We start from the raw sequence: 12,419 nt of genomic DNA, 5'->3' as shown, positions 1-12,419 counted from the left end.
TCGCCCCAGACCGCCTGAACGTCCCCCGGTCGCCCTGAGTTATCCACAACCGCTCAAGTTGTCCACAGATCCGCTGTGGGTAACCCGCCTGAGCGATACCCCTGATACGCTGGGTGCGGGGCCGTCCCCCGGGAAGGGCGGGGGGCTGGGTAGGTGACATCAAGAGGCGATCAGTAGGCGAAGGCCAGCGCGTCGTCATCGCCGTCACCGCCTTTCGCATCGTCGTTCTTGCTGGTCGAGGCTGGTTTCTTAGGTGGCATGACGGCGTCGACGCCGCCCCGCACGTACTTCCTCATCAGGTAGACCTCGACCACGCCGAGCACCGCGTAGACGGTCGTCAGGGCGATCAGCGACGTCCAGACCTCGCCTGTGGACAACTTCGAGACCGCCTGCGCGGTGAACATCCACACCCCGTCGACACCGGTCGGGTTCGGCACCACCACGAACGGCTGACGGCCCATCTCGGTGAAGATCCAGCCGGCGCTGTTGCCGATGAACGGCGTCGCGATCCCGCCGAGCACGAGCCACGGGAACCAGCGTCGCCCGGGGATCCGCCCGCGCCGGGTCAGCCACAGCGCGAGCACCCCGATCCCGGCCGAGATCGCGCCGAAGCCGATCATCGCGCGGAAACCCCAGTAGGTCACCGGCAGGTTGGGCACGTAGTCGATCGGCTTGCCCGCCAGCGAACCGAGCTGCGGGTCGTCCGGGTAGTTCGTGCCGTACTTCGCCTGGTACTCGGTCACCAGGTTCTCCACGCCCTTGACCTCGGTCGTGAAGTCGTTGTGCGCCAAGAACGAGAGCAGGGCGGGCACGTTGAACGTCTTGACGTCCTCACAGTTCGAGCCGCGCACGTCGCCGATCGCGATGATCGAGAAACTCGCCGGCTTCTCCGTGTGGCACAGCGCTTCCGCCGACGCCATCTTCATCGGCTGCTGCTCGAACATCAGCTTGCCCTGCAGGTCGCCGGTGATCGCCAGCACCGCGAACGCCACCACACCGGTCCAGCCGCCGAGACGCAACGACGAACGCCACACCGCGCGGTGCTCGTCGTCCTCCGAACGCTTGCGCCACAGCTGCCAGCCCGCGACACCGACCAGGAACGCCGCCGCCACCGAGAACGCGCCCGCGAGCGTGTGCGGGATCGCGGCCAGCGCGGTGTTGTTCGTCAGCACCGCCCAGATCGAGTTCATCGTCGGCTTCCCATCGACGAACTCGACCCCGACCGGATGCTGCATCCACGAGTTCGCCGCCAGGATGAAGTACGCGGACGCCACCGTCGCCAGCGAGTACGCCCACGCGCACGCCAGGTGGACCTTCTTCGGCAGCTTGTCCCAGCCGAAGATCCACAGCCCGAGGAAGGTCGACTCGACGAAGAACGCGACGAGCCCCTCCATCGCCAGCGGCGCGCCGAACACGTCACCGACGAACCGCGAGTACGCGCTCCAGTTCATCCCGAACTGGAACTCCTGCACGATTCCGGTGACCACGCCCATCGCGAAGTTGACCAGCAGGAGTTTCCCCCAGAACTTGGTCATCTTCAGGTACCGCTGATCACCCGTGCGGACCCAGGCCGTCTGCATCCCGGCGACCAGGACGGAAAGCCCGATGGTCAGCGGGACCATCAGGAAGTGATAGACGGTGGTGATACCGAACTGCCATCGAGCGAGATCGAGAACTTCCACGCCTCAAGCCTGCTCAACGCCCGATGCGCCCGCCAGTCCAAGTGGTCCCGATCTCGCCGGGACGTAGGTCCCGCGCCCAGGTCAGCCGAGGCCGGCGAGAGTGAGCCTCGCCTCGTCGGCGACCTGCCGCCGCACGCCCGAATCCCCCAGCGTCAGCACCTGTTCCAGCGCCAACGCGTACGCCGTGTCGAAAGCGGCCTCGACGTCGACGGCGATATCGGGCTGGACGCCGACGCCTTCCCAGTTGGTCCCCGTGACCGGGTTCACGGCCCGTCCACCCGGGACGGTGACATCCAGATGGGTGTCCACTTTGTACTGACGCCGCGGGTTCGCCCCGCCACCGGTGACCGCGCCGACCGTCTTCGCCCGCCCCAGTTGCTGCAACGAGTAGCTCAGATCTTCGGCACCGGAGAACGTCGTCGGCCCGGTCAGCACCCACACCGGCTTGTCCGCGCCGAACTTGCGGCCCGGTACGTACGGCAGTGTCCAGAACTGGTTCGTCACGTCGCCGTCGCGCAGATGGATACTGTTGAAATGCGTCGGCTCGCCGACCAGGTAGCTGATGATCAGTGCGACCGCCATCGGATCCCCGCCCCGGTTCTCCCGGACGTCGATGATCAGCGCGTCGGTGGTCGCGAGCAGCGTCATCGCCGCGGCCAGCGCCTCGCCGGCGACGTCCGCCCCGTAGAGCAGCTTGGTCTCCAGGTAGCCGACGTTGCCCGCCAGCCGCCGCGCCGACGCGATGCCGTGGCCGTTCAGCTCCGCCTCGCGCCGGTACCGCTCGGGATCGAACGACTCCCCGTCCACCTCGGGCAGCGGATCGACGTGGTGCCGTAGCCGCAGGTGTTTGTCCCCGTTGACCGATTGCAGATCCGCGGTGACCGCGACGGCGAACGCCTGATCGTCGAGCCCCGCGTACGCGCCGTCACGCAACCGCGCCCGCAGGAACACGGTCAGCTTCTCGGCGACGTCGGGGAACACGTAGTGCTCCTTCAGCCGCTTGCACACGTCCTCGATCCGCGCTCTCTCGTCCATGCGCCCGGACGCTACCAGTGGAGCCGGAAAAAAGAATTCGGTTTGCCGAAATCCCAATTCAGCCCGGCCGCGAAAAACAATTCGCCCGCACATGCCGGGCGATTCGGAAAAGCCATCAGCTTGCCTTTCTCTGAATCGCCCCTTTATCGTTGCAGTGAAAGGGGTGAAGCACTGTCATGTCGAGCTCGATGTTGGCGCTGATCAGCGCGTTTGGCCTGGTACTGGCCGTGGAGCTACCGGACAAGACCCTCGTCGCCACCCTCGTTCTCACCACCCGTTTCCGCGCGTGGCCGGTATTCGCCGGGGTCACCGCCGCATTCGCCGTGCAATCCGCGATCGCCGCCACCTTCGGCAGTGTGCTCACTTTGCTGCCGGAGACACTGGTGACCGTGATCGTCGCCGCGATGTTCGGTATCGGCGCGTTCATGCTGCTTCGTGAAGGGTTCAGTCCCGCCAAGGACGGCGGAGAGGACGCGTCGCGTTCCGGCCCGGGCCCGGCGACCTTCTTCCGCTCCGCGCTGACGTCGTTCGGTGTGCTGTTCGCCGCCGAATGGGGTGACGCCTCCCAGCTCGCGACGGCCAGTCTCACGGCCCGCTTCGGCAATCCGTTCGCGGTCGCCATCGGCTCGTTCGCCGCGCTTGTCGCCGTCGCCGGGCTCGCCGTCTTCATCGGCGCGAAGGTCCGCAGCCGGATCCGCCCCAAGCTCATCCAGCGTGTGGCCGGGTTCGTCTTCGCCGGGTTCTCCCTGTTCGCGCTGGCCCAGCTGGTGTTCTGAACCGCACGGGTTCTTCACAGGGTCGCCGGGTAACCTTTCGGGAACGAAAAGGTGAACACCCGCCCCGACTTGCCTGGAGAAACCGGTCGTGACCTCGCCGAAGACGCTTGCCGTTTCCCCTGTGCACGGCAGGCTGGCGGTCTTCGGCATGGCCGTCGCGGTCGCCATCTCGATCGACCTGCACCTGAGGCTGTCCAGCCAGGTCAGCCCGGTCTGGCAGACGCTGTCCGAGTACGTCTACGGCTACCTCTCGCCCGGCTCGACGGCGGCCCCGCTGTTCGGCGCGATGTGCCTGGCGCTGGGCTTCGGCTCGCTCGCGCTGCTCGGCGGGATCGCGAAAGCGCACCGCCGGGGCTACGAGTCCGTCCTCGCCCTCCTCGGCGTGTGGTGCGCCGGGCTGTTCGTCCTCGCGCTCGTCCCCGTCGACCCTGAGGGCCAGGCCCGGTCACTGGCCGGGCAGATCCACAACTACGCGGCGCTCGCGGCCTTCCTCGCGCTGCCCGCCGCCGCCTGGGTGCTGACCCGCCGCGGCCGGGCGCGATGCCCGTGGGAGCCGCGCCGCACGACGATCCGGCGGCTTTCGGTGGCCAGCTTCGCCGCGGTGGTGATCGTGCTCGGCGGGTTCGTCTGGACGATGGTCACCGGTCCGTCGCATCAGGAGGTCACGCTCGGCCTGTTCGAGCGGCTGCTGTTCGCGGTCGATCTCACGCTGCTGGCGACCATGGTCCGCCCGCTGCTCAGCCACCGCTGACGCGCTACTCGGGCTGCTTCAGCACCTCGGCCAGCCGGACTGCGGCCGCCACGACCGCCGGGCCCACCACGGACGCCTCCAGTGGCTCGAGGGACACGACGCCGACGCTCGCCTTCAGGCCGGGCACCCCGCGAACGGGCGCGGCGACCCCGGACGCCCCCGCCTCCAGCTCACCCGACGAGGTGACCCAGCCTTCGCCGCCGCCGGGACGCAGCGTGATCGCCTTGCCCGCGGCGCCGGCGGACAGCGGATGCCGGGTCCCGACGCGGTAGGCGACGTGAAAGCTCGTCCAGGACGGTTCGACGACCGCGACGGCCTGTGCCTGGTCCCCCTGCGCGACCGACAGGTGCGCCGTCGCGCCGACCTTCTCCGCCAGCTCACGCAGGACCGGCCTCGCGGCCTCGCGGAGCTGCGGGAGGACCTGTCCGGCGAGCCGGAGCAGGCCGACTCCCAGCCGCACCTTGTTGCCGTCGCGCCACACCAGGCCACGCTCGGACAGCGGGACGAGCAGCCGGTAGACGGCGGCCCGGCTCGCGCCGATGGCGACGGCGAGTTCGGAGATCGTCGCCGCCTCGCCACCGGCGTCCGCCACGGCCTGCAACAAGGCGAGGCCCCGGTCGAGGGTGAGTGACCCTTCGCGGGTCACGGCCGACCCGCCCGAAGCGACCAAAGGTCCCTTGATCCCTTGAAGTCGCGCCTTTCGGCCGAAGGCCCCGCTATCGCGATGACAGGGCGCCCTCCAAGAACACGTGACCATCGACGGTCACGAGCGCCCTGGCAGCGCGATAGCGGCAGCGCGATATTCACAGCAGCCCGAGTTCTCCGAGGTCGGCGACCGGCTCGTCGAACGAGGCGGCCGCGTAGGAGGCGAAGAGCCCGCGAACGGCCTTCGCCGCCTCGTCCGACATCCCCTTGGCCTCGGCGGCCAGCGCGGCGCCGTCGGTCGATTCGAGGGCGGCGCGCACGTCACCGCCCGAGAGGCAGCGCGCGGACGCCACGATCAGGTTCAGGAACCCGTGGTGGGTGAACCCGCTCGACTCCTCGGTGTGCCGGACGGCGCGGTGCAGGCTGTTCGTCGCCTTGAACGACGCCCCGGTCGAGCCGCTGACCACGGCGAGGAAGTCGGCGACCTCGTCGACGCTGGGGAAGTTCTCGCCCGCCTTGCCCCCGCAGCGGATCTTCGGCCAGCTGCCGTGCTCGATCACCTTCCGCACGCCGTCCAGCCAGCCGACGCCGCGCCGCGGCTCGACCACGCGGATGACGTCCTCGGGCACGAACTCGGAGACGCGCTCCAGCCAGACCTCGTCGACGTCCGACGGCGCCGGCATCTCCACCATGCGCAGGCTGAGGATCTCGCTGCGCGACTCGACGATCGAAATCGCCTTCGGGACGCCGCCGAGGCCGGTGTCGATGATGAGCGACAGCGGCAGCGGTTCCTTGGGTTTGATCTTGATGAGCTCCGTGATGAGCTCGGGCAGCCGCGACGCCTGGCACAGGAACACGCCGAGGACGCCGGAGTGTTCACCGGCCCTCGACGCGAAGTGCGCACGCAGCGCTTCGGGCATGGACGCCTCACCGGGCGGGAACAACGCCGAGTCGTCGACGAGCCGCGCGAACAGGGGAGGGATTCCTCGGGGGCCGGGTGGCGTGAGTTCCACAGCGCTTGACACGACTGACACGCTAGTAGCGTACGACATGAGGACAAAATCGTTCGCACAACGGACACGTTCCGGGGAGATTCCGATGCCTTACTACCGGCAGGTAGGCGAGATCCCGCACAAGCGCCACACGGCGTTCCGCAAGCCCGACGGGGGCCTGTACGCCGAGGAACTGATGGGTGTCGAGGGCTTCTCGGCGGACTCGGCGCTGCTCTATCACCGCGGCCTGCCCACCGCGATCGTCGACGCCGTCGCGATCGAGGACGAGCGCGGCCCGATCGCCCCGAACCACCCGCTCAAGCCTCGCGCCTTCAAGACCCACGACCTCAAGTTCGGCGAGGCCGACGCGGTCACCGACCGGCGGCGGCTGTTCGGCAACGCCGACGTCACCATCGGTTTCGTCCACGCGACCAAGCCGTCGCCGCTGTACCGCAACGCCGCGGGCGACGAGCTGTTCTACGTCCAGGGCGGCGGCGCGACCGTCGAGACGATCTACGGTTCGCTGGAGGTCGGCGACGGCGACTACCTCGTCATTCCGACGTCGTGCACCTATCGGGTGCTCCCGCACGACGGCGACGGGGTGAAGCTGCTGACCATCGAGGCGCGCGGCCACATCGGCCCGCCGAAGCGGTATCTGTCGGCGAAGGGCCAGTTCCTGGAGCACTCGCCGTACTGCGAACGCGACATCCGCGGCCCGTCGGAGCCGCTGGTCGTCGACGGCACCGACGTCGAGGTCCTCGTGCGGCACCGCGCCGGGCTGACGCGGTACACCTACGCGACCCACCCGTTCGACGTCGTCGGCTGGGACGGCTGCCTGTACCCGTGGGTGTTCAACATCGACGACTTCGAGCCGATCACCGGCCGCGTGCACCAGCCGCCGCCCGTGCACCAGACGTTCGAGGGCCCGAACTTCGTGGTCTGCTCGTTCTGCCCGCGCAAGGTCGACTACCACCCCGAGTCGATCCCGGTGCCGTACAACCACGCGAACGTCGACTCGGACGAGCTGATGTTCTACGTCCGCGGGAACTACGAGGCGCGCAAGGGTTCCGGGATCGAGGTCGGCTCGCTTTCGCTGCACCCGTCCGGTTTCACGCACGGGCCGCAGCCCGGGGCGGCGGAGGCGTCGATCGGGGCGCAGTTCTTCGACGAGACCGCGGTCATGGTGGACACCTTCGCGCCGCTGGATCTCGGTGAGGCGGCCGACGCGTCGGAGGATCACGGCTACGCGTGGACCTGGTCCGGCCGGGGCCCTGGCGCCTGACGGCATGCATTTAGTCCTCTAAATGCGGTGTTCGAGGGCTGCCGCGAGCAGGTGCCGACGCATTTAGAGGACTAAATGCGGGAACATGGCGGGATAAGTACCGCCATGGCCGCAACGGTTCGGCAACGCCAAGCCCGGCAAGGCGAAACCTCCGGATAATCGGTGTTTCTCACCGGGAGGTTCTCCATGGTCGTGAATCCAGGGCAGTCCCGCGGCGGCCGGAAGGTCCTGGCGTTCGTGGCCGCGGCGGTGGTCGCGATCGGATTGATCATCGGTTTGCGCGCGCTCACGAGCGACTCCGGCGAGGAGGCCGTGGAAGCGAAGTGCACGACGGGTGACGCGGTCAAGCTGCAGGTGTCGTCTTCGCCGGAGAAGGCGGGCGTGGTCGCCGAGATCGCCAAGGGCTACAGCGGCCGCACGGTGGCGGGACGCTGCGTGGACGTGCTCGTGCAGTCGAAATCGTCCGGCACCGCGATGCAGGCGCTGTCCCGCGGCTGGAACGAGGCGGTGGACGGCCCGCGCCCGGACGTCTGGACACCCGCCGCGTCCGGCTGGGTGAACCTGTTGCGCCAGAACCTCACCGGCTCCGACCATCCCGCGCTGGTACCCGAGGGCGACCCGGAATCGGTCGCGAACGCCCCGCTCGTCGTCGCGATGCCGAAGCCGATGGCCGAGGCGCTCGGCTGGCCCGGCAAGGGCATCGGCTGGAAGGATCTCGCCGCGCTGGCCACGGATCCGCAGGGCTGGGCGAAATACGGCCATCCGGAGTGGGGGAAGTTCCGGCTGGGCAAGACGAATCCGAACATCTCGACCTCCGGCCTCAACGCCACCATCGGCGCCTATTACGCGGCGACGGGCACGTCTTCGGACCTCACCGCGAACGCGCTCGCGAAGCCGGAGGCCCAGACGTTCGTGCGGAACGTCGAGCAGGCCATCGTCCACTACGGCGACAACACGCTGACGTTCCTGACGAATCTGCAGAAGGCCGACGACCGTGGCGCCGCGATGTCGTACATCTCGGCGGTCACGGTCGAGGAGAACTCGCTCGTCGGCTACAACCAGGGCAATCCCACCAACGACCCGGCGAAACGCGGGCAGCACGCGCCGCCGAAGGTGCCGCTCGCCGGGATCTACCCGAGCGACGGCACGCTCAACTCCGACCACCCGTTCACCGTGCTGAACTGGGCCGACGACCTCCACAAGCAGGTCGCGGCGGACTTCCTCGCGCATCTGCGCGGCGCCGAAGCGCAACAGAAGTTCAGCGACATCGGCTTCCGCACGTTCGACGGCAAACCCGGTTCGCAGACCACGAAGGAGAACGGCGCCGAGCCGGACTCGAAGCTGAACCTGATCCGCCCGCCCAGCCCGCCGGTGCTGACCGAGGTGCTGAAGTCGTGGAAGGACCTGCGGAAGAAGGCGAACGTGCTGCTGGTCGTCGACGTCTCCGGGTCGATGGGCGACGGCGTCGGCGGGACCGGGAAGAACAAGATGGATCTCGCGAAACAGGCGGCTGTGGCGTCGTTGCCGCAGTTCAGCGACGCGGACAAGGTCGGGCTGTGGATGTTCTCGACGAAACTCGACGGAGACAAGGACTTCGTCGAGCTGCGGCCGGTGTCGCCGATCGGTGGCGAGCCGGGCAGGCAGGAGCTCGCGTCGCGGCTGAACGGCTTGACCCCGCAGAACGGGACGGGGCTCTACGACTCGTCGCTGGCCGCCTACGAGTTCATGAAGCAGCGGCTGGATCCGGACGCGATCAACGCCGTCGTCGTGCTCACCGACGGCCGGAACGAGGATCCCGGCGGAATCGATCTGCCGAACCTCATCGGGCAGTTGCGGACCGAGGGTGGTGGTGAGGCGGTGCGGATGTTCACCATCGCGTACGGTTCCGACGCCGATCTGGACGTGCTCAAGGAGATCGCCGAGACCACCCAGGGGGTCGGGTACGACTCGTCCAAACCGGACTCGATCGACCAGGTCTTCACCGCAGTGATCTCGAATTTCTGAGATCCTCGGATATGCGCTTCGTCCGTGAGCTCGCCGAACCGTGGGGACTGCTCCTCGCGGCGACGTCGGCGGGCGCGGCCTGGGCGGTGCAGCTGCCGGTGCTCGCCGCGCTCGGCGTCGGCGTGACCGTGCTGGCCGCACGCGCCGGTGTCGCCGCCGCCACGCGGCCGAAGCCCTTGCCAGAGCCCGAAGAACGGCCACTCCCCGACGTCGAGCCCGGTTCGCCGGAGGCGGGCTGGCTGCGGCGCGCGGAAGCCGCGGCCGACGGTTTCGGGTCGATTTCCGCTTCGCTCGACACCGGCCCGCTCGCCGACCGGGTGGCCGACATGGAGCCGGTGGTGCGGGAAACCGTCGACACCCTCCGGCGGCTGGCCGCCCGCACGTCCGCCACCGGAAAGGCGCTGGCGCGAGTGGATCTCGGCGCGGTGTCGGCCGAGAAAGCCCGGCTGCGGAAGGATTTGAAGACCGCCGGCGACGACATCCGCGGTGACCTGATCCAGTCGCTCGAAGCCGTGCAGGCACAGGAGGACGTGCACGCGCGGCTTACGAGCGCGCAGCGGAAACTGCTGGCACAGCTGCGATCCGGGGCGCTCGGCCTCGACGGCCTGGTCGCCAGGGCGGCCGAATTGTCGGCCGCCACCGGAGATTCACTGCTCGACACCACGACCATCGGCGAACTGAGTGAACAACTGGAAGGGATCCGGCGAGGTGTCGTGGAGACCGAGGAAGCGACGCGGCGCTCCCTCGGCTGACTTCACCGGCCGAACCGGACCGGCCCGAAAACCGCGTGACCGGGCACTCCGGCCTTCGCCGTCTTCCCGGCCACGGGCACGCCGAGCACCCACAGCCGCCCGGTCGCGGCGATGTTCGCGGCCAGCGACTGATCCGAACCACCGGCGGTGACGGTGACCTCGCGGCCGTCGGGGAGGACGGTCCGGCCCTTCACCGTGACCATGCCGAAGTGGGTGATCGACGCCGGCCCGGACACGACGGCGAGTTCGGTCCATCGAGGTTCGGGCAGCTTCCTGAGCAGCACCAGCGCGACGATCGCGAGCCCGAGTGCGCCCACCGCGCAGCCGTGACCGAACAACCACGTGGCCTCCACCAGGATGCTGTCCCGCTTCGGATAGTCCGCCGACGTCCAGAAGCTGAAGGCGCTCATGACGAGCAGCATCACGACACTGATGAAGTAGTACGCCGAAAGCAATCTCCGCTGCGTCGCGAGCATCCGGCCCGGTGACACCGGCTCGAAGGCCAACGGGACCGAGCCCTTCACCGGAGCGTCGCGGAACGCGCCGCGGCGCGGGACGACGACACCGGGCAGCACGACGAACGGGCCGAGCACCCAGAGCCGTCGCTGTGCCGCGAGTTGCGTCCGGAGCGGGATGGGGAACCGCACGACGAGCCACCGCCCGTCCAGGGGAACGCTCACCCGTGAACCGGCGACGACGGCGCCGTCCAGCCCGCTCACCAGCCGGAACGGCTTGCCGGTGAGCTTCCGCATCGAGGAGGATCCGGCAAGGGCGGAGTAGCCGAAGTAGACCGAAGACGGTGTCATGAAGACCAGCAGGGCCAGAGGCGCGGCGATCCCGTGTCCCCCGGAGACCGCGAGCAGGACGCCCACCGCCACGAGCAGTCCGGTCGCGATGGCCATCGTCCCCGCGGTGACGGTGTTGCGATCGAGAAGAGGTGCCAGGACCGGCATGTTCGTCGCCGGAATCCCTTCGGGTGGTTCGAGCACCCGGATTCTGTGGGCTTCCACCTGGTCAACGTATACGGAAACGGTGAGACGTGATCCACGCTACTTCCACTCGGCGACCAGATCAGGTTAGGCTCACCTAACTAGGAGGTGAGCCGTGACCACACCGACGTCCATCCGCCGCCCGCCGGCGCCGAACCCCGCCGAACGCGCGAAGACGATCGCCACCCGCAACGGGCCGGCGACGCTGATGCCGACCGCGGAGCAGCGTGACCAGCCAGGACAGTGCGGCCGTGTCATCCCGGAGCTGCACCACGTGCACACGAGCGGCAGCGTCAGCATCCTGCTGCCGGACGAGCACCACCTGGTGAAACGCGCGCACGAGGCCCAGCGCGGCGAGCTCGCGGTGATGGTCGAGCTGACCGATCAGGCGCCGGTCGACCTGCGGGAACCCATCCGCGGACTGTTGTGGATCACGGGCTGGCTCCGCCCGCTGTCGGAGGTTTCGGCGCGGGCCCGCGCGGTCTCCATCGCCGAGACCCGGCCGGACGAGCGGCTGCTGGACGTCGGGCACGGCGTGACCTTGCTGCGGCTGACCCCGGCGTCGCTGGTGCTCGCCGACGCCGAGGGCACGCATTCGCTCCGTCCGCACATGTTCAGCGCCGCGCCGCCGGATCCGTTCCACGACTACGAAGCCGCGTGGCTGCGGCATCTGGAGACCGACCACGCCGACGTCGTCCAGCAGCTCGCCAAACACGTGCCCGCCGAACTGCGCGGCGGCTGGATCCGGCCGCTCGGGCTGGACCGCTACGGGCTGCGGCTGCGGGTCGAGGCCGACTCCGGCGACCACGACGTCCGGCTCGCGTTCTCGCGTCCGGTCGAAGGGCCGCAGCAGTTGAGCGGCGAGATCCGCCGTCTGGTCGGCTGCCCGTACTTCCCGCAGGGCTAGGCGAGTTCCGCCGGGAAACCGCCCTTGGCGACCGGGCCCCACGACTCGATGGTGACGCGGATGATGCTCTTGCCCTGCTTGACCATCGCTTCGCGGTATTCGTCCCAGTCGGGATGCTCGCCGGAGATCGCGCGGAAGTAGTCGACCAGCGGCTCGACCGAGTCGGGCAGGTCGAGCACCTCGGCGGTGCCGTTCAGCTGGACCCACTGGTCGTTCCACTCGTCGGAGAGGACGCAGGCGGACACCTTCGGCTCTCGCCGGATGTTGACGACCTTCGCGCGCTTCGGGTACGTGGAGATGACCAGGCGGCCCTCGGCGTCGACACCGCAGGTCACCGGGGAGAGCTGTGGACCGCCGTCGGCCTTGGTGGTCATCAGGATGGCGCGATGCCGGGTGGACAGGAAGTCGACGAGCGCGGCGCGGTCGACGGTTTCGTTGGTCGCGATACTCCTTGCCATGACCCGACGGTAGCTCGTGACCGATCGCCCGGCAGGGGCTGAAGGGAACCATGCCCGCATGCGACGTGGTGAAAGCTCCCTTCACCACGTGACATGAGGTGAAAGCGTCCTTCAGCCCCCGGAAAGCCACAAGGTAGCGTGCGGCC

At 68.8% G+C, this 12,419-nt stretch carries 12 protein-coding genes; 6 read left to right on the top strand and 6 right to left on the bottom strand.

Going from position 1 to position 12,419, the window contains the following annotated elements:
- Positions 1-170: 170 nt before the first annotated feature.
- A complete protein-coding gene (locus tag ACOCEP_RS11920; protein ID WP_482337277.1) occupies positions 171-1,682 on the bottom strand; it encodes a cytochrome ubiquinol oxidase subunit I in 1,512 nt (503 codons plus the stop codon).
- An 81-nt stretch (positions 1,683-1,763) separates the two neighbouring features.
- Positions 1,764-2,717, bottom strand: a complete 954-nt coding sequence (locus tag ACOCEP_RS11915) for a S41 family peptidase (RefSeq protein ID WP_482337276.1) — start codon at positions 2,715-2,717, stop codon at positions 1,764-1,766.
- A 188-nt stretch (positions 2,718-2,905) separates the two neighbouring features.
- On the opposite strand from ACOCEP_RS11915, the gene ACOCEP_RS11910 reads away from it, so the two are divergent.
- Together ACOCEP_RS11910 and ACOCEP_RS11905 are read left to right on the top strand one after the other, a co-directional pair.
- The gene (locus ACOCEP_RS11910) at positions 2,906-3,493 is read left to right on the top strand and encodes a TMEM165/GDT1 family protein (RefSeq protein WP_482339692.1); all 588 of its coding nucleotides are present in this window, start codon (positions 2,906-2,908) and stop codon (positions 3,491-3,493) included.
- Between the two features lie 88 nt (positions 3,494-3,581).
- Positions 3,582-4,244, top strand: a complete 663-nt coding sequence (locus tag ACOCEP_RS11905) for a DUF998 domain-containing protein (protein ID WP_482337275.1) — start codon at positions 3,582-3,584, stop codon at positions 4,242-4,244.
- A gap of 4 nt (positions 4,245-4,248) precedes the next feature.
- Here ACOCEP_RS11905 and ACOCEP_RS11900 read toward each other — a convergent pair whose 3' ends face one another.
- Both ACOCEP_RS11900 and ACOCEP_RS11895 read right to left on the bottom strand, forming a co-directional pair.
- Positions 4,249-4,890 (bottom strand): IclR family transcriptional regulator, encoded by a 642-nt coding sequence (locus tag ACOCEP_RS11900; protein ID WP_482337274.1) that lies wholly within the window; start codon positions 4,888-4,890, stop codon positions 4,249-4,251.
- 157 nt (positions 4,891-5,047) lie between these two features.
- A complete protein-coding gene (locus tag ACOCEP_RS11895) occupies positions 5,048-5,902 on the bottom strand; it encodes a hypothetical protein (RefSeq protein WP_016330606.1) in 855 nt (284 codons plus the stop codon).
- 85 nt (positions 5,903-5,987) lie between these two features.
- Here ACOCEP_RS11895 and ACOCEP_RS11890 point away from each other — a divergent pair, with 85 nt between their 5' ends.
- The 3 genes from ACOCEP_RS11890 (at position 5,988) to ACOCEP_RS11880 (ending at position 9,919) form a co-directional block, all read left to right on the top strand.
- Entirely contained in the window at positions 5,988-7,163 is a 1,176-nt protein-coding gene (locus tag ACOCEP_RS11890; RefSeq protein WP_482337273.1) for a homogentisate 1,2-dioxygenase domain-containing protein, read from the top strand.
- 186 nt (positions 7,164-7,349) lie between these two features.
- Positions 7,350-9,167 carry a substrate-binding and vWA domain-containing protein gene (locus tag ACOCEP_RS11885; protein ID WP_482337272.1) on the top strand — a complete coding sequence of 606 codons (1,818 nt, stop codon included), beginning with the start codon at positions 7,350-7,352 and terminating at the stop codon, positions 9,165-9,167.
- A gap of 11 nt (positions 9,168-9,178) precedes the next feature.
- Positions 9,179-9,919: a hypothetical protein gene (locus ACOCEP_RS11880; protein WP_482337271.1), complete on the top strand. Its 741-nt coding sequence runs from the start codon at positions 9,179-9,181 to the stop codon at positions 9,917-9,919.
- Positions 9,920-9,921: 2 nt separating this feature from the next.
- On the opposite strand, the gene ACOCEP_RS11875 is transcribed toward ACOCEP_RS11880, so the two are convergent.
- A complete protein-coding gene (locus ACOCEP_RS11875) occupies positions 9,922-10,929 on the bottom strand; it encodes a hypothetical protein (protein WP_482337270.1) in 1,008 nt (335 codons plus the stop codon).
- Positions 10,930-11,023: 94 nt separating this feature from the next.
- Between ACOCEP_RS11875 and ACOCEP_RS11870 the strand changes: the two genes are divergently transcribed.
- Positions 11,024-11,815 (top strand): DUF2470 domain-containing protein, encoded by a 792-nt coding sequence (locus ACOCEP_RS11870; RefSeq protein ID WP_257483647.1) that lies wholly within the window; start codon positions 11,024-11,026, stop codon positions 11,813-11,815.
- Here ACOCEP_RS11870 and ACOCEP_RS11865 read toward each other — a convergent pair.
- Positions 11,812-12,273: a PPOX class F420-dependent oxidoreductase gene (locus tag ACOCEP_RS11865; protein WP_482337269.1), complete on the bottom strand. Its 462-nt coding sequence runs from the start codon at positions 12,271-12,273 to the stop codon at positions 11,812-11,814. The two genes, ACOCEP_RS11870 and ACOCEP_RS11865, sit on opposite strands and share 4 nt — an antisense overlap.
- Positions 12,274-12,419 lie beyond the last annotated feature (146 nt).

It is taken from the genome of Amycolatopsis sp. CA-211722 (assembly GCF_056828465.1).
This window is presented reverse-complemented; position numbering and strand designations above follow the sequence as displayed.

What these genes read in the sequence shown, in the direction of transcription:
- ACOCEP_RS11885 (WP_482337272.1), top strand. Translation starts at nt 7,350, where the DNA reads ATGGTCGTGAATCCAGGGCAGTCCCGCGGCGGCCGGAAGGTCCTGGCG.
- ACOCEP_RS11890 (WP_482337273.1), top strand. Translation starts at nt 5,988, where the DNA reads ATGCCTTACTACCGGCAGGTAGGCGAGATCCCGCACAAGCGCCACACG.
- ACOCEP_RS11910 (WP_482339692.1), top strand. Translation starts at nt 2,906, where the DNA reads ATGTTGGCGCTGATCAGCGCGTTTGGCCTGGTACTGGCCGTGGAGCTA.
- ACOCEP_RS11865 (WP_482337269.1), bottom strand. Translation starts at nt 12,273, where the DNA reads ATGGCAAGGAGTATCGCGACCAACGAAACCGTCGACCGCGCCGCGCTC.
- ACOCEP_RS11915 (WP_482337276.1), bottom strand. Translation starts at nt 2,717, where the DNA reads ATGGACGAGAGAGCGCGGATCGAGGACGTGTGCAAGCGGCTGAAGGAG.
- ACOCEP_RS11880 (WP_482337271.1), top strand. Translation starts at nt 9,179, where the DNA reads ATGCGCTTCGTCCGTGAGCTCGCCGAACCGTGGGGACTGCTCCTCGCG.